This window comes from Mycobacterium sp. pUA109 (assembly GCF_041287095.1).
GTDB lineage: Bacteria > Actinomycetota > Actinomycetes > Mycobacteriales > Mycobacteriaceae > Mycobacterium.
Genome location: NZ_JBGGKS010000003.1, coordinates 316,929 through 331,903, shown reverse-complemented (window position 1 = coordinate 331,903; position 14,975 = coordinate 316,929). Strand labels below are relative to the sequence as shown.

Annotated in this window: 19 protein-coding genes; 9 read left to right on the top strand and 10 right to left on the bottom strand. The window is 69.8% G+C overall.

Features of this window, described 5'->3' with window-relative positions; translation table 11 throughout:
* Positions 1-21: 21 nt before the first annotated feature.
* The 7 genes from lmeA (at position 22) to ACAG26_RS05550 (ending at position 3,877) form a co-directional block, all read left to right on the top strand.
* Positions 22-825: a mannan chain length control protein LmeA gene (lmeA, locus tag ACAG26_RS05580; RefSeq protein WP_370480362.1), complete on the top strand. Its 804-nt coding sequence runs from the start codon at positions 22-24 to the stop codon at positions 823-825.
* 10 nt (positions 826-835) lie between these two features.
* The gene (locus tag ACAG26_RS05575) at positions 836-1,234 is read left to right on the top strand and encodes a thioredoxin family protein (protein WP_370480398.1); all 399 of its coding nucleotides are present in this window, start codon (positions 836-838) and stop codon (positions 1,232-1,234) included.
* A gap of 5 nt (positions 1,235-1,239) precedes the next feature.
* The gene (locus ACAG26_RS05570; protein ID WP_370480397.1) at positions 1,240-1,353 is read left to right on the top strand and encodes an Ms5788A family Cys-rich leader peptide; all 114 of its coding nucleotides are present in this window, start codon (positions 1,240-1,242) and stop codon (positions 1,351-1,353) included.
* A gap of 99 nt (positions 1,354-1,452) precedes the next feature.
* A complete protein-coding gene (locus ACAG26_RS05565; RefSeq protein WP_370480359.1) occupies positions 1,453-1,917 on the top strand; it encodes a DUF4395 domain-containing protein in 465 nt (154 codons plus the stop codon).
* 21 nt (positions 1,918-1,938) lie between these two features.
* A complete protein-coding gene (locus ACAG26_RS05560; protein WP_370480357.1) occupies positions 1,939-2,772 on the top strand; it encodes a sulfurtransferase in 834 nt (277 codons plus the stop codon).
* A gap of 2 nt (positions 2,773-2,774) precedes the next feature.
* Positions 2,775-3,077 (top strand): DUF1416 domain-containing protein, encoded by a 303-nt coding sequence (locus ACAG26_RS05555; RefSeq protein WP_071028157.1) that lies wholly within the window; start codon positions 2,775-2,777, stop codon positions 3,075-3,077.
* A 191-nt stretch (positions 3,078-3,268) separates the two neighbouring features.
* On the top strand, positions 3,269-3,877 hold the full coding sequence (locus ACAG26_RS05550) for an FABP family protein (protein ID WP_370480353.1): 609 nt from the start codon (positions 3,269-3,271) through the stop codon (positions 3,875-3,877).
* Between the two features lie 340 nt (positions 3,878-4,217).
* Here ACAG26_RS05550 and ACAG26_RS05545 read toward each other — a convergent pair whose 3' ends face one another.
* On the bottom strand, positions 4,218-5,078 hold the full coding sequence (locus ACAG26_RS05545; RefSeq protein ID WP_370480396.1) for an aminodeoxychorismate lyase: 861 nt from the start codon (positions 5,076-5,078) through the stop codon (positions 4,218-4,220).
* Between the two features lie 57 nt (positions 5,079-5,135).
* On the opposite strand from ACAG26_RS05545, the gene ACAG26_RS05540 reads away from it, so the two are divergent.
* Both ACAG26_RS05540 and ACAG26_RS05535 read left to right on the top strand, forming a co-directional pair.
* Positions 5,136-6,227: a folate-binding protein YgfZ gene (locus ACAG26_RS05540; protein ID WP_370480351.1), complete on the top strand. Its 1,092-nt coding sequence runs from the start codon at positions 5,136-5,138 to the stop codon at positions 6,225-6,227.
* Positions 6,228-6,373: 146 nt separating this feature from the next.
* Positions 6,374-6,556 carry a DUF3073 domain-containing protein gene (locus ACAG26_RS05535; protein WP_370480348.1) on the top strand — a complete coding sequence of 61 codons (183 nt, stop codon included), beginning with the start codon at positions 6,374-6,376 and terminating at the stop codon, positions 6,554-6,556.
* 12 nt (positions 6,557-6,568) lie between these two features.
* Here ACAG26_RS05535 and purM read toward each other — a convergent pair whose 3' ends face one another.
* From purM to ACAG26_RS05490, 9 genes are all read right to left on the bottom strand, one after another.
* Positions 6,569-7,657 carry a phosphoribosylformylglycinamidine cyclo-ligase gene (purM, locus tag ACAG26_RS05530; RefSeq protein WP_370480346.1) on the bottom strand — a complete coding sequence of 363 codons (1,089 nt, stop codon included), beginning with the start codon at positions 7,655-7,657 and terminating at the stop codon, positions 6,569-6,571.
* A 111-nt stretch (positions 7,658-7,768) separates the two neighbouring features.
* A complete protein-coding gene (locus ACAG26_RS05525; RefSeq protein WP_370480344.1) occupies positions 7,769-8,998 on the bottom strand; it encodes an acyl-CoA dehydrogenase family protein in 1,230 nt (409 codons plus the stop codon).
* Positions 8,995-10,131 (bottom strand): acyl-CoA dehydrogenase family protein, encoded by a 1,137-nt coding sequence (locus ACAG26_RS05520; protein ID WP_370480395.1) that lies wholly within the window; start codon positions 10,129-10,131, stop codon positions 8,995-8,997. Before ACAG26_RS05520 ends, ACAG26_RS05525 begins: the two co-directional genes overlap by 4 nt.
* The gene (locus ACAG26_RS05515) at positions 10,131-10,676 is read right to left on the bottom strand and encodes a carboxymuconolactone decarboxylase family protein (protein WP_370480342.1); all 546 of its coding nucleotides are present in this window, start codon (positions 10,674-10,676) and stop codon (positions 10,131-10,133) included. The genes ACAG26_RS05520 and ACAG26_RS05515 overlap by 1 nt, the downstream gene beginning before the upstream one ends.
* Complete coding sequence (locus ACAG26_RS05510) at positions 10,673-11,518, bottom strand: TauD/TfdA dioxygenase family protein (RefSeq protein ID WP_370480340.1); 846 nt, start codon at positions 11,516-11,518, stop codon at positions 10,673-10,675. The genes ACAG26_RS05515 and ACAG26_RS05510 overlap by 4 nt, the downstream gene beginning before the upstream one ends.
* Before the next feature lie 16 nt (positions 11,519-11,534).
* Positions 11,535-11,873 carry a hypothetical protein gene (locus ACAG26_RS05505; RefSeq protein ID WP_370480338.1) on the bottom strand — a complete coding sequence of 113 codons (339 nt, stop codon included), beginning with the start codon at positions 11,871-11,873 and terminating at the stop codon, positions 11,535-11,537.
* The gene (locus tag ACAG26_RS05500) at positions 11,873-13,084 is read right to left on the bottom strand and encodes an SRPBCC family protein (RefSeq protein ID WP_370480336.1); all 1,212 of its coding nucleotides are present in this window, start codon (positions 13,082-13,084) and stop codon (positions 11,873-11,875) included. The genes ACAG26_RS05505 and ACAG26_RS05500 overlap by 1 nt, the downstream gene beginning before the upstream one ends.
* Before the next feature lie 13 nt (positions 13,085-13,097).
* Positions 13,098-13,847: an SDR family NAD(P)-dependent oxidoreductase gene (locus ACAG26_RS05495; protein ID WP_370480333.1), complete on the bottom strand. Its 750-nt coding sequence runs from the start codon at positions 13,845-13,847 to the stop codon at positions 13,098-13,100.
* 17 nt (positions 13,848-13,864) lie between these two features.
* Complete coding sequence (locus tag ACAG26_RS05490) at positions 13,865-14,926, bottom strand: 2Fe-2S iron-sulfur cluster-binding protein (protein WP_370480331.1); 1,062 nt, start codon at positions 14,924-14,926, stop codon at positions 13,865-13,867.
* Positions 14,927-14,975 lie beyond the last annotated feature (49 nt).

Below are 14,975 nucleotides of genomic sequence, written 5' to 3'. Positions count from 1 at the left end.
CGGACGGCGGTAGGCCAGAATGTGCGGGTGCGCAGAGTGCTGATCGGGGTGGCCGCCGCCCTGGGTGTGGTGCTGCTGGCGGCCGTCGGCGTCGACTTCGGGACGTCGATCTACGCCGAGTACCGGCTGTCGCGGTCGGTGCGTGAGGCGGCGCATCTGGGCTCGGATCCGTTCGTCGCCATCCTGGGTTTTCCGTTTATCCCGCAGGCGGCGCGGGACCACTACGACGAGCTGGAGATCAAGGCCACCGCCGTCGAGCACGCCCGGGTCGACAAGGCGACGCTGGAGGCCACCATGCACTCCATCGACCTGCCCGACGCGTCCTGGCTGGTGGGGCCCCAGGCCACGCTCGTGGTGCGCAAACTGGAGAGCCGGATCATCATCGACTCCGTGCACCTGGGCCGCTACCTGGGCATCCGCGACCTGATGGTGGAGGCGCCGCGGACCGAAACCAACGACGCCACCGGCGGCACCACCGAATCCGGCATCTCCAGCAGCAGCGGGCTGGTGTTCACCGGCACCCCGAGATCGGCGGGATTCGACCACCGGGTCAGCGTCGGCGTGGACCTGTCGATGACCGGCGCGGACAAAACCACCCTGGTGTTCACCCCCACCGAGGTGCTGACCGGGCCCGACACCGCCAACCAGCGGGTGCCCGACGACAAGCGGGACGCGGTGCTGGCCGCGTTCCGCGCCGAACTGCCGGACCAGAAGCTGCCGTTCGGGGTGGCGCCGACCAGCCAGGGCGCCCGCGGCTCGGATGTGATCATCGAAGGCATCACCGAAGGGGTCACCCTGACCCTCGACGAATTCCGGCAGTCGTGATCCGCCGATGATTACCGCGCTGGTCGCGATCGCCGCCGGGTTGGCACTGGCCACGGCGGCGGGCTGGTTGCTGCGCCGCCGTTCCGGGGTGCTGATGCCCACCGACACGGGGCCTGTCCCGGCCGAGCTCGGGTTGTCGACCAGCGGACCCACCGTCGTGCACTTCTCCGCCGCGTGGTGCGGGCCGTGCGCGGCGGTGCGCCGCGTGGTCGACCAGGTGTGCACCGACCTGGACGTCGCCCACGTCGAGATCGACTTGGACGCCGATCCGGGGGCCGCGCGCGCCCTGTCCGTGCTGTCGCTGCCGACCACGTTCATCTTCGATGCGCAGGGGCGTCAACGGTTTCGCACCGCGGGTGTCCCCACCGTGGCTGGCCTGCGGGAGGCGCTGCAGCCGCTGTTGGCTTGACCGGCGTGTCATTAGGTAAGCTGTCCGACGTGTTCGCCCGCCTCGAGCTTGTGCTCACCAAGCGTCGCGCAGTAGATCTGTGCCGCACCGCGGGTTGTTGCTGTTGTTGTTGTAGCTGAGTAGCCGCGTCCTTCCTTCCACGCCGCGCTCGGAGCAGCCCGGACCAGTCACCGTGGCCTGTCTCCATCCCGATCCGTTTTCACAACAGGAGCAGCTCTGTGTCGACCACCACCAGCCACGTAGATGTGCGAGGGCCCCGGTTCGTCGCCTGGGTCACCACCGCGGTGCTGGTGGCTGTCCTGGTCATCGCCGGGTTCAGTGCGCCGGCGGCCGCCGCCGTGCTGGCCGTGCAGGCCGTCGGCTTCGCCATCGGCGCCCTGGCCGGGCCGCGCCGGCAGCCCTACGGTGTGGTGTTCGCCACCGTGGTGGCGCCGCGGCTGGCCCCGGCCACCGAGTTCGAGCCGGTGCCGCCGCTGAAGTTCGCCCAGCTGGTCGGCTTCGTGTTTGCCGCCGCCGGCGTGACCGGCTTCGCCGCCGGCCTGCCGATCCTCGGGGTGGTCGCGACCGCGTTCGCGCTGGCCGCGGCCTTCCTCAATGCGGCCTTCGGCATTTGCCTGGGCTGCCAGCTCTACCCGCTCGTCGTCCATCTGCGGCCCCGCCGCCCCTCCCCGATTTCCACCTGAGCAACCGAAAGGATCCACAACATGGCTCGCTCCGACGTCCTGGTCACCACTGACTGGGCCGAGAGCAATCTCAACGCACCCAATACCGTGTTCGTCGAGGTCGACGAGGATGTCAGCGCCTACGACGGCGGTCACATCCCCGGCGCGGTCAAGCTGGACTGGCGCCAAGACCTGCAGGACGCGGTCCGCCGTGACGTGGTCGACGCCCAGCAGTTCTCCAAGCTGCTGTCCGACCGCGGCATCGCCAACGACGACACCGTGATCCTCTACGGCGGCAACAACAACTGGTTCGCGGCCTACGCGTACTGGTACTTCAAGCTGTACGGCCACGACAAGGTCAAGCTGCTCGACGGCGGCCGCAAGAAGTGGGAGCTGGACGCTCGCCCGCTGTCGACCGACAAGGTCACCCGCCCGGCCACCTCGTACGCCGCCAAGCCGCAGGACGGCAGCATCCGGGCGTTCCGCGACGACGTGCTCGCCGCGATCGGCGCCAAGAACCTGGTCGACGTGCGCTCCCCGGACGAGTTCACCGGCAAGATCCTGGCGCCGGCGCACCTGCCGCAGGAGCAGAGCCAGCGGCGCGGTCACGTGCCCTCCGCGATCAACGTGCCGTGGAGCAAGGCCGCCAATGAGGATGGCACCTTCAAGTCCGACGAGGAGCTGGCCAAGCTGTACGCCGAGGCCGGCCTGGACGGGCAGAAGGAGACCATCGCCTATTGCCGGATCGGCGAGCGCTCGTCGCACACCTGGTTTGTGCTGCAAGAGCTGCTCGGGCACAAGAACGTCAAAAACTATGACGGCAGTTGGATGGAATACGGCTCCCTGGTGGGGGTCCCGATCGAGTTGGGAAGCTGACTATGTGCTCTGCACCTAAACAAGGACAAACGCTGCCGGCCGGCGTCGACCTGGAGAAGGAGACGGTGATCACCGGCCGGGTGGTGGACAGCAACGGCGGCCCGGTGGCCGGGGCGTTCGTGCGCCTGCTGGACTCCTCCGACGAGTTCACCGCCGAGGTGGTGGCCTCGGCGACCGGTGACTTCCGGTTCTTCGCCGCGCCGGGATCGTGGACGGTGCGGGCACTGTCCTCGGCCGGCAACGGTGACGCCGTCGTCGCGCCGTCGGGAGCCGGCATCCACGAGGTCGACGTCAAGGTCGCCTGAGACCGCTTTACCGAGGCTGGGGCACCTCCCGGGTGGGAGGTCCCCAGCCTCGGTGCGTTTTGGGTCCCACCCCGGCCGCACACTAGACTCGTCGCCGTGGTGCTGTTCTTCGAAATCATGCTTGTCGGGGCCGTCGCGGTCATCACCTGGTTCGCGCTGTACGCCTTGTATCGGCTCATCGCCGACGAGTCGTGACCTCCCCAGGCCAGGACAGCCCCGGGCCCGCGGCCCGCAATATCCCGGCCTTCGACGACCTGCCGGCCCCCGCCGACACCGCCAATCTGCGCGAGGGGGCCAACCTGCACGACGCCCTGCTGGCGCTGTTGCCGCTGGTCGGGGTGTGGCGCGGGGAAGGTGAGGGCCGCGGCGAGCACGGCGACTACCGGTTCGGCCAGCAGATCGTGGTGTCCCACGACGGCGGCGACTACCTGAACTGGGAAGCCCGCTCCTGGCGGCTGACCGACACCGGCGAATACCAGCAGCCGGGTCTGCGGGAGACCGGCTTTTGGCGGTTCGTCAACGACCCCGCCGACCCCACCGAGTCGCAAGCCATCGAGCTGCTGTTGGCGCATTCGGAGGGCTACGTCGAGCTGTTCTACGGCCGGCCCCGCAACGCCTCCTCGTGGGAGCTGGTCACCGACGCGCTGGCCCGCAGCAAATCCGGGGTGCTGGTCGGCGGGGCCAAACGGCTCTACGGCATCGTCGAAGGCGGGGATTTGGCCTACGTGGAGGAGCGGGTGGACGCCGACGGCGGGCTGGTGCCGCACCTATCGGCGCGGCTGCAGCGCTTCGCGGGCTAGCTGCTTTTGCCCTATTTTGCCCTGCTTTGCGCCAAGATTGACGCCAGCGCGCGAAACGTCGAGTAAGCACCACGCTGGCGTCGATCTCGGCGCACCCGCGCGAGCTCGTCAACGACCCCAAACATGGCGCGACCCCCGAGCCGTAGTTCCTGGTTGGACAAGACCGGAGGCTCGGGGGTCGGGTGACTGCCGGGAATTCGCCAGCGCGCGCGGGTGATTCCCTGGCGCTGCTTAGCGGGCAGCCACCTCACATGTCCAGAAAGTACTCAATTTCGCGGACCACCTCCTTCCCTGTGTAGAGCCGAACCTACCTGCGCGCCGGCGTGCCGACAACCGAATTTCAGCGATCGCTGGCGATGGCGGCGTCCACCAGGCCGGCGAACTCCGCGGCCAGCGGCGCCGGCGGCAGCGGTCGGCCGTCCAGGGTGTGCACCCGGGCGGCCAGCGTCATACTCGACACCAGCCAGACCCCTTGGGCGGCAACCAGGTCCGCCGGCGTGAGGGCCCGGTAGTCGCAGTCGTAGCCCTTCTCGCGGGCCACCTCGAACAGCGCCTGCTGGGTGGTGCCGCGCAGGATCGGGTACCACGGCGGCGGGGTGAGCAGCGCGGTCTGGCCGTCAACGGCGGTGGCGATCACCACCGTCGAGCGCGGGCCTTCCAGGATGTAGCCGTCGGAGCTGACGAAGATCACATCGCCGGCGCCCTGCGCCGCGGCGTGCCGCAGCGCGGCCATGTTCACCGCATACGACAGGGTTTTGGCGCCGGCCAGCAGCCAGGGCAGCGCGTCGACGCCGGCGGCGGCCAGGCCGCGGTCCAAGGTGATCGCCGCCACCCCGTCGCGGCGGGCGGCCGCGACCCGGTCGGCGACCGGGGTGACCATCACATAGGCGGTGGGCGTCGCCCCGCCTTCGCGGCCCCGGCTAAAGATCAGCCGCATCGCGCCCTCGGCGGCGGTGACCGCGGCCCACGCCTGCTCGGCTGCCGCGATCGCGCGCCGCCACGCCGCCAGGTCCGGTTCGGGCAACGCCATCAGCTTGGCCGAGTGGGCAAGCCGGCCCAGATGCGGCCCCACCAGGCAGGCTCGGCCGTCGCGGACCAGCAGCGTCTCGAAGACGCCGTCACCGCGCAGCACGGCGAGGTCGTCGGCGTGCAGCAGCGGGGCTCCCGCCGGGTGGATTTCGCCGTCCAGGGTCACGATCACACCCGTCTGGCCGTCCATGGACCAAGAGCCTAATGCGGGGGCTCGTAGAGTTGAGCTGTGACCGCTGTTCCCGCGCCCGATCCCGGACCCGACGCCGGCGCTGTCTGGCATTACGGCGACCCGCTGGGTGAGCAGCGGGCCGCCGAAACCGCTGCGGTGCTGGTGGATCGCTCGCACCGGGCGGTGCTCACGCTGACCGGCACCGACCGTCGCACCTGGCTGCACAGCATCTCCAGCCAGCACGTGGCCGAACTACCGGACGGCGCCAGCACCGAAAACCTGTCCCTGGACGGCAAGGGGCATGTCGAGGATCACTGGATCCAGACCGAGCTGGGCGAGGTCAGCTACCTCGACACCGAGCCGTGGCGAGGCGAGCCGCTGCTGGACTACCTGCGCAAGATGGTGTTCTGGTCACAGGTGCGGCCCGAGCCCGCCGAGCTGGCGGTGCTGTCGTTACTCGGTCCGGGCCTGGCCGAGCCGACGGTGCTAGACGCCCTGGGCCTGGACGGCCTGCCCGACGACCGGGCGACGCCGCTGGACGGCGGTGGCCTGGCGCGCCGGGTGCCCGGCACCGCCGCCGGCCCGCCCGAGCTGGACCTGCTGGTGCCGCGCGCCGAGGTCGCCACCTGGCGGCACCGGTTGACCCAGGCCGGGGTGCGCCCGGCCGGGGTGTGGGCGTTTGAGGCGCACCGGGTGGTGGCGCTGCGCCCCCGGCTCGGGGTCGACACCGATGAGCGCACCATCCCGCATGAGGTGGGCTGGATCGGCGGGCCCGGGGCGGGTGCGGTGCACCTGGACAAGGGCTGCTACCGGGGCCAGGAGACCGTCGCCCGGGTGCATAATCTCGGCAAACCGCCCCGCATGCTGGTGTTGCTGCACTTGGACGGCTCGGTGGACCGACCCGTCACCGGTGATCCGGTGCTGGCCGGTGGCCGCGCGGTGGGCCGGCTGGGCACGGTGGTCGATCACGCCGAGCTGGGCCCGGTGGCGCTGGCGCTGCTCAAACGCGGGCTGCCCGCCGACACCCCGCTGACCACCGGCGGGGACGCCGAGGTCGCCGCGGTGATCGACGCCGATTCGCTGCCGGCGGCGGATGTGATCGGCGCCGGACGGGCCGCCGTTGAGCGGCTGCGGGGCGGAACCCGGTGAGCGGGCTGTGACGTCAACCGCAGCGGGTAGGGCGTGGCCGCGCGCGCCGGGGCGGCACGGTAAACTACTCAGCAGGACAATACGACACACAGATCGGGGCCGCCTACTTGTTGGGCCGCTCCGTTATTGCGCGAGGGGGTTCCCCCATGGGCCGCGGCCGGGCTAAGGCGAAGCAGACCAAGGTTGCTCGAGAACTGAAGTACAGCACCCCGCAGACCGATTTTGAGCGGCTTCAGCGCGAGCTGTCCGGGTCGAGCGCCGAGGAAGCCGACCACGACGGCGACGACGACTTTGGGTTCTCGACCGACGAGGACGACTGGCGGCGCTGACGCGGACCCGCTTCAGAACCGCGGGTGCTGTCCCACCAGCTGGGCGCGGGGTGCGTCCTTTCCGCCCTTGTTGACGGTGCCCAGCACCCAGCAGTTGAGGTGCCGGGCGGTCAAGATGGCCAGCGCGCGGTCGGTGTCTTCCGGCGCAACGACGGCGACCATGCCGATGCCCATGTTGAACGTCTTTTCCATCTCGGCGCGGGTGATGCGGCCGCGCTGGGCGATCATCGCGAACACCGGCGCCGGCGTCCAGGTGCCGCGGTCCACCTCGGCGACCAGCCCGTGCGGGATGACGCGCTCCAGGTTCCCGGCCAGCCCGCCGCCGGTGACGTGGCAGAAGGTGCGGACTCGGGTTTCGGCGGCCAGGGCCAGGCAGTCCTTGGCGTAGATGCGGGTCGGCTCCAGCAGCTCCTCACCCAGCGTGCGGCCGAACTCCTCGACGTAGCCGGCCAAGTTCATCCGGTCGATGTCTAACAGCACCGCGCGGGCCAGCGAATAGCCGTTGGAGTGCAGCCCGGAGGAGCCCATCGCGATGATGACGTCGCCGGGTTTGACCCGGTCGGGGCCCAGCACGTCGTCGGCCTCCACGACGCCCACGCCGGTGGCGGATATGTCGTAGTGGTCGGGTTCCATCAGGCCGGGGTGTTCGGCGGTTTCCCCGCCGAGCAGCGCGCAGCCGGCCTGCACGCAGCCGTCGGCGATGCCGGCGACGATCGCGCTGATCCGTTCGGGCACCGTGCGGCCCACGGCGATGTAATCCTGCAAAAACAGCGGCTCGGCCCCGCACACCACCAGGTCGTCGACCACCATCGCCACCAGGTCCAGGCCCACGGTGTCGTGCTTGTCCATCGCCTGGGCGATCGCCAGCTTGGTGCCCACCCCGTCGCTGGAGGCGGCCAGCACCGGTTCCCGATAGTCGCCGCGGAGGGCGAACAGGCCGGCGAAGCCGCCGATGCCGCCCCGCACTTCGGGGCGGGTGGCCTTGGCGGCCAGCGGGGTGATCAACTCGACGGCGCGGTCACCGGCCTCGATGTCGACTCCTGCCGCTGCGTAGGTGATGCCTTGACCCGGGTGTCCTGGGTCTGCTGCGCGATCCGTCATCGCGGTAAAGGCTACCGGTCGGCCGTGACGGGCGGTATCGAACGAGGCCGTCACGCCGCCGGCGGCGCCCGCCGCGCTGATTCCCCAGGTCATCGCCGTCCGGTCCGGTGGTTAGGCGTTGTTGTGGCGGACCTGGTTGAACGGCACCCCGCGATCGGCCGCGTACTCGCGCGGCAGGCCCAGCACCCGCTCCGCGATGACATTGCGGGCCATCTCGTTGCTGCCGCCGCCGAGCGCCACGGTCTGCCGGGACAGGTAGCGCTCCCCGACCTTGAGGAGCTGCCGCTCGTCGTCGACGACGCCGCCGGCAGCGGCGATCTCCAGCGCGGTGTCGACCTCCAGACAGGTCACGTCGGAGTGGAACAACCGGATGATCGATCCCGCGGTCGGCGGCAACGCGCCGGCGGCCATGGCGCCGGAGACCTGGTCGACGAGGCATTCGCGCACCATCCGCCGCGCCAGCACCCGGCCGATCTTGTCCTGGGCCCCCGGGTCGTCGCTCGCACCGACCGCCGCGGCCAGGGTGAGGAATTCGACCGACGAGCTTTCGACGCGTTCGGCCCCGCGGCCGCTGGCGAACTCCGAGCCGTGGCCGACGGCGCGACGTTCGTGGAACAACAGCCGGGACGCGACGTCCCAGCCCTTGTTGACCTCGCCGACCACCGCGTCGTCGCCGACCCGCAGACCGTCGAAGAACTCTTCGCAGAATTCGTTGGAGCCGTCGACCTGTTCGATGCGGCGCAGCGTCACCCCCGGCGCGTCGATCGGCACCACGAACATGGTCAGGCCGTCGTGCTTGGGCACGGTGGGATCGGTGCGTGCCAGCAGCAGCCCGTAATCGGCGGCGAACGCGCTGGTGCTCCACGTCTTGGCGCCGTGGATCACCCAGTCGTCGCCGTCGCGCTCGGCGCGGGTGATCAGCCCGGCCAGGTCGGAGCCGCCGCTGGGCTCCGAGAGCAGTTGCACCAGCACCGTCGCGCCGCGCAGGGCCGCCCCGATGTGGTCGCGTTTCTGCGCCTCGGTGCCGGTGTCCAGCAGCGTCGCGCAGCAGATGGTGAACGTCGGAGTGTTGAGGATCAGCGGCATCTCGTAGCCGGCGGCCTCGGTGTTGAAGGCTTTCTGGTAGGCCACGTCCAGGCCCAGCCCGCCGTACTCGCGCGGAAAGCAGATCCCGGCGAACCCGCCGGCGTGCAGCCGCTGTTGCAGCTCGCGGGCACGCTGCCAGGCGCCGTCGTCGTCGCGGCCGTTGCGCGGCGGGTGGTCCGGGTCCAGCCGCGGCATGTTGGCGGCCAGCCAGGCGCGGGCGCGCGCGGCGAAGTCCGCCACCGACTCGGCGGTCATGCCGCGGGCTCCGTGCTGCTCGCGGCCCGGAAAATGGCTTGGTGATGTTCGTCGGGGGTGCCGAACAGGTTGCGGTACAGGGTGATTCGTCGCAGGTACAGGTGTAGGTCGTGTTCCCAGGTGACGCCGATGCCGCCGTGCAGCTGCACACAGTCCTGCACCAGCGGGCCGGCGTGCTCACCGAGGTAGGACTTGGCGGCGCTGACCCACGGCGCGGCGTCGGCGGCCCGGGCGGCGACCTTGTCGATCGCGCCCGCGGTGATCGCGCGGCACGCCTGCCGCCACATCGTCATGTCGGCGAGCCGGTGTTTGATCGCCTGGTAGGACGCCAGGGACCGACCGAAACTGTACCGCTGGCGGGTCCAGTCCAGGGTCAGGTCCAGCACGGTGTCCAGGATCCCCACGGTCTCGGCGCACATAAGCCCGATGGCGACCTGGGTTTGCCGGTCGATGAGTGCCGGCGTCTGTGCCGCGGTACCCACCGCCCACCCCGGGTCGATCGCCACCGCATCGAATTCGATTCGCGCGCACCGCTTCACCAGGTCAAGGCAGCGTTGCGGTCGCAGCGTCACGCCGGCGGTGTCGGCGGGGACCAAAAACTGCCGCGGGCCGTCGTCGGCCCGGGCGGTGACCAACAGCAGATCGGCCTGCTGCCCGGCTTCGACGCGGTCCTTGACCCCGTCGAGCCGGTAGCCGCCCGCGGTCGCCGTGGCCGTGAGCGTGGGCCGCTGCGGACAAAAGCCGTGGCCGGGCTCGTCGGTGGCCCAGCTGGCCACCCGCTGCCCCGACACCAGGGCCGCGATGGTTTCCGCGTGGGCGTCGCGGTTGTCGGCCTCGGCCAGCCCGGCCAGCACCGTGCTCACCGGATGCAGCGGCCCGGGCGCCACCGTGCGACCGATCTCCTCGGCGACGGCGGCCAGGTCGTGCAGACCGCTGCCGGAAACGCTTCCCCCGCCGAGTTCTTCGGGCACCAACAACGCGGCCCAACCCAGTTCCGCGGCGTCGCGCCACCACTGCGGATCATACGAACGGCCCTGTGCCGCCAACTCGCGTTGCTGGGCCACCGCCGCGTGTTTGTCCAGGAACGCCCGGGCGGTGGAGACAAACAGTGCGGTCTCCGCGGACGAGTCGATCACGGTATTTCCTCCTCGACGCCAAAGGTGTTGACCGCCATCGCCAGCAGGTAGTAGCCACCAATGGTGAACACCAGGTCCATCCGCTGCTCGTCGGTGAAGTGCTCACCGAGCTGCCGCCACACCGGCGGCGAGATGGTGCCGTCATCGGCGAGGTCATCGACCGCGCCCAGCACCGCCCGATCGGCCGGCTCGCGCAGGCTCCCGTCGCGGATCGCCTCGATCTCGGCGGCGGTAAGCCCGGCACGCCGAGCCAGCGGCAGGTGATGCGACCACAGGTAGTCGCAGTCGCGGCGCAGCACCACCCGCAGCAGCGCCACCTCCCGGATCCGCGGCGACAGCGTGGAGCCGGTCAGCAGGTAGGCGTTGAACGGCAGATAGGCGCGGGTCAGGGCGGGGTGGCGCACCAGCGTCGCCAACACGTTCCCGGCGTCGCGGGGGTTGGCCCGCTCGGGCGGTAGCAGGGACCGCAGCGCGTCACGGATGGAGTCGTCCCAGTGCTCGTCGGGCAGCGGCGCCAACCGGCGCGGGTGGCGGGCCGTCACTGAATGGGCTCGTCACCGAGCACCGTGGTGCGCAACATTTCCCGCGGCGACGCCGGGTCATACGGGGCGGCGCGGTGCAGCACACCGCGGTTATCCCAGATGACGGTGTCGCCCACCGACCAGGAGTGACTGTAGATCTTGTCGGCGGTGGTGGCCTGCTCCAGCAGCTCGGCCAGCAGCGCCCGGCCCGCCTCGACATCCATGCCGGCGACATAGTCGGCGGAGGCGCCGAGCACCAGCGATTTGCGGCCGCTGCGGTGCGTCCACACCAGCGGATGCTCATGGGTGGGCCGGGACCGCCACCGCGCCAACTGTTCTGCTGTCGGGTCGGGGTTGACCCGACGCTGGGAGGCCTCCAGCGAGTGCACCACCCGCAGTCCGCCCAGCCGCTGCTTGTCGTCGTCGGACAGCGCGTCGTAGGCGGCGTAGGCACTGGCGAACTCGGTCTCCCCGCCGCGGTCGGCGGGCCGCACCGCGGACAGCACGGTGGCCTTCTGCGGGCACTCGTCCCCGAGCGGTGTGCAGCCATCGATGTGCCACACGAAGGTGGCCCGCAGGTAGGCCGCCGAGGAGTTCTTGGCGGTGTTCAGCGTGATCGGGTAGATGCCCGGCACCGCGTGATGCCCGTCGGAGCTGTGGTCGATCGCCCCTAAGCGGCGGCAGAACGCGACCTGGGCCTGCGGGGTGATCCGCAGACCCCGAAAGACCAAGACCCCGTTGTCCTCAAGGGCGTCGAGCACCGCGGCGACCACTCCGTCGTCGGCGGCCAGCCGGTCCGGGTCGACGCCGAGGACTTCGGCGCCGACCGATGCGGTCAGCTTGTTGATGGTGAGCAGGCTCATGCTGCGTCCTTCCATATCAGGGCACTGGTCCGCCGGTGCGGATCATGACGGCGTCGGCGGCGTCGACCGGGGCGGGTTGATGCATGATCTCCACCGCCATTGCGACCATGATCAGCGAATAGATCAGGTGCAGCAGGTTCAGCGCGTCCTCGGGCAGTTCGTCCAGCGAGAACTTGTCGCAGTAGTCGATCGCCTCCTGTAGCCGGGGGAAGAACGCGTCGTAGAACGTGCGCAGCTCCGGCAGGGTGCTGGCCAGCCGTTGGTTCCAGCGTTCGGTTTCGCTGGGCAGACACCAGGTTTCGGCGAACACTTCCAGTTCGGCGAAGGCGCTGGGCAGGCGGGGCGGGGCCATCATCACACCCCTACCCGCTCACGCTGGTACGCGTCCACCCAGTCGACGACCACCCGGTGCAGGTGCCGGACCAGGATCTCCTGATCGTTGAGCGGGAAGTCGTCGACGATCCCGTACTCCAGGGCGGCCTGGGTGCCGCCGAGCATGCCCGCGTCTTGCAACGCGAACTCCTTGAGGACCACCGCGGCGACTTCGTGTTCGATGCGCTCCCGCACGCTGCGGGCCGGGTGGAAGTAGGTGTAGGCCTCGAACCGGTGGGTGTTGTGGGAGGTGGGCCAGTACCGGTACAGCAGATACCAGCCGCCGTAGATGAGGATTTCGGTGTTCGGGAAGACTTGGAAGTTGCTGATGCCCCACGGTTCGATGCCGCCGGGATTCAGCCCGGCCGGCAGTTCGCCGATGTCGGGGGTTTCCCAGGGGCCGACCAGTCCGCTGCGGGTGGCCCGCTCGATCGGGTACATGTATTCCGGGGGCAGCAGCCAGCGGCGCCGGCCCGCGGTCGACACCAGCCGGTGCGGGCCGTCGAGTTGGAAGTGCCCACAGGTGAAGCCGGCGTTGGGATCGCGCACCGCGGCGGGCACCTGCTGCGAATGCAGCGACGGGACGTGGTAGTACTCCTGGAACGCGTCGGCGAAGATCTTCCAGTTGCTGTTGTTGTGCGCGACCCAGTCGTAGCGTTCGGTCAATTTCCCGAACGGGTAGCCGTCCAGCCCGGTGATCATCGGGCCGAGGAACTCGCGCAGCGACTGCCGCGGTTCGGTGTCGAAGTTGATGAACACGAAGCCGTTCCAGACATCGCAGCACACCGGGATCAGCCCGGCCGGCTCGCCGGAGCCGTCGAGCCCGTAGCGGCGACCGCAGTGCTTGCAGGTGAAGTCCTGCGCGTCGCCGCTGGTCTCCCGATCGGGAAAGTCGTTCCACACCAGCTTGTGTCCGCCGTGGCACGTGTTGTAGAAAGCCCGCAGCTTTTCGTCACGGCCGTTGACCAGCAGCACCGAGGCCCGGGCGACCTCGATCTCCTTGGTCGTGTAGCTGCCGATCTCGGGCAGCTCCTCGATGCGGGCGACGTTGAGCCAGGCACGTTTGAACACCGCCTCGCGTTCGAGTTCGTAGAACTGCGGCGACGTCGAGTCGGCGAACGAGACCGGCCCGGTGCCCAGTTCCGGATAGTGTTCGGTCCACGACCCCTCCGCGGGTCTGCCGGCACGTGTCATGGCAACCTCCCTGTCACATCACCGCTCCGCCGTTGACGCCGAGCACCTGGCCGGTGATGAAACCGGCCTCGGGCGAGCACAAGAACCCGGCCGCCGCGGCGATGTCGGCGCCGGTGCCCAAGTGCCCCACCGGAATGTTGGCGGCGATCTGTTCGTTGGGCGGCAGGTATCCGGCCGCCTGCGATTGGTGCTGCATCGGGGTCTCGATCCCCGACGGTGGAATGTTGTTGACCGTGATGCCGTGCGCGGCGTATTCGCGGGCCAGCGACTTGGTCAGGGTGATCACCGCGCCCTTGGACGCCGCGTAGTGGGCGGCGAACGGGGAGCCGCGCTGGGCGCTGGACGAGGAGATCATCACGATGCGACCCCACCCCGCGGTCACCATGTCCGGCAGCGCGGCCTGACAGCAGTGAAACGTTCCGGTGAGGTTGACGTCGATGATCCGCGCCCACTCGGCCGGGGTGATGTCGGCGAACGCGGAATAGCCGAAAACGCCGGCGCTGGTGACCAGCACGGCGACCGGCCCGAGCTCGCTGCGCACCTTGGCGAACGCCTCGTCGACCGCGGATCGGTCGGTGACGTCGGCGGCGACACCGAGCGCGACGGCACCCGCACTCCGCAGCTCGTCGGCGACCCGTTGCGCGGCGTGCTCATTGACGTCGAGGACGGCGACGTGATGCCCGCGCCGCCCCAGCTCATGGCAGACCGCCTCCCCCATCCCGGACGCCCCGCCGGTGACCACGGCAACCCGGGTCGCGCTCATCGGAAACCCTTTCGCTCTCACTCGTAGACCACGCGCAGCCGAGGGCTGGTGGGCAACGATTGACAGGTCAAAATCCAGCCCTGGCCGATTTCGTCGTCGTCGAGCGCCTGGTTGTTGAGCATCCGCACACTGCCTTCGGTCACCCGGGCCATACATGTCCCGCACGAGCCGACTTCGCAGGAAGAAGGCGCCGACAATCCGGCAAGTCGCGCCGTTTGCAGCACCGTGCTGCCGGCCCGGTAGCCCACCGTGGTGCTGCGCCGGTCCAGCACGATGGTCACCTCGTCGGGCACCGGCGATTCCGCGGCCTCGGGCGCCGGGAGTGGGGCGAGGGTGAAGCGTTCGACATGCACCCGCTCGGCGGGGGCACCGGCGGCCAGCACCGCTGCCTCGACGGTTTCCATAAACTGCGCCGGCCCGCAGATGTAGTAGTCGGCGTCCGCGGCGTCGGTGACGAATCCGGCGACGTCGGCGGGCGTCACCGTCCCGGCGTGCTCGTCGAGGTGGTGGTGCAGCCTGAGCCGCTCGCGATTGGTCTCGGCCAGGTGTTGCAGCGCCTCGCGGAAGATCACCGATTCCCGGCTGCGGTTGGCGTAGAACAGCCGCGCACGGCGCGCCGTGGTGGCCAGCGCGGTGCGGATCAGGGAGTACACCGGGGTGATGCCGCTGCCACCGGCGAAGGCCACCAGTTCCCGCTCGGTACCGGCCAGCACAAACCGGCCTGCTGGGGGCGCGACGCGCAGCTCATCGCCGGCGACCGTGGTGTCGTTGAGCCAATTGGACACCACGCCGTCGCGTTTGACGGTGATGCGGATGTCCTCGCTCACCGCCGGCGACGACGACATGGAGTAACACCGCCGGTAGTCCTCACCGTTGATCCGCACGTGCACGGTCAGGAATTGGCCGGCCTCATAACGGAATCGGTGCGCATGGGCGCGGGGCACCTCCAGCACCAGCGACACCGCATCCCCGGTTTCGCGCACCACGTGTTTGACCCGTACCGACGCCAAGCCCTCCGGGCAGCAGGCGTCGCCGCCGACGGCGGCGCCGGCGGGTTGAAGCTCGGTCGCGGAGTGCATCGCGACCAACAATATCAAGTACTTGTTATAGTTCTCAAGTAGTAGATAC

Bases quoted from the DNA above. Each gene is read 5' to 3' on its own strand.
- ACAG26_RS05560 (WP_370480357.1), top strand. From the start codon at position 1,939: ATGGCTCGCTCCGACGTCCTGGTCACCACTGACTGGGCCGAGAGCAAT.
- ACAG26_RS05555 (WP_071028157.1), top strand. From the start codon at position 2,775: ATGTGCTCTGCACCTAAACAAGGACAAACGCTGCCGGCCGGCGTCGAC.
- ACAG26_RS05535 (WP_370480348.1), top strand. From the start codon at position 6,374: ATGGGCCGCGGCCGGGCTAAGGCGAAGCAGACCAAGGTTGCTCGAGAA.
- purM (WP_370480346.1), bottom strand. From the start codon at position 7,657: ATGACGGATCGCGCAGCAGACCCAGGACACCCGGGTCAAGGCATCACC.
- ACAG26_RS05525 (WP_370480344.1), bottom strand. From the start codon at position 8,998: ATGACCGCCGAGTCGGTGGCGGACTTCGCCGCGCGCGCCCGCGCCTGG.
- ACAG26_RS05510 (WP_370480340.1), bottom strand. From the start codon at position 11,518: ATGAGCCTGCTCACCATCAACAAGCTGACCGCATCGGTCGGCGCCGAA.
- ACAG26_RS05505 (WP_370480338.1), bottom strand. From the start codon at position 11,873: ATGATGGCCCCGCCCCGCCTGCCCAGCGCCTTCGCCGAACTGGAAGTG.
- ACAG26_RS05500 (WP_370480336.1), bottom strand. From the start codon at position 13,084: ATGACACGTGCCGGCAGACCCGCGGAGGGGTCGTGGACCGAACACTAT.
- ACAG26_RS05495 (WP_370480333.1), bottom strand. From the start codon at position 13,847: ATGAGCGCGACCCGGGTTGCCGTGGTCACCGGCGGGGCGTCCGGGATG.
- ACAG26_RS05490 (WP_370480331.1), bottom strand. From the start codon at position 14,926: ATGCACTCCGCGACCGAGCTTCAACCCGCCGGCGCCGCCGTCGGCGGC.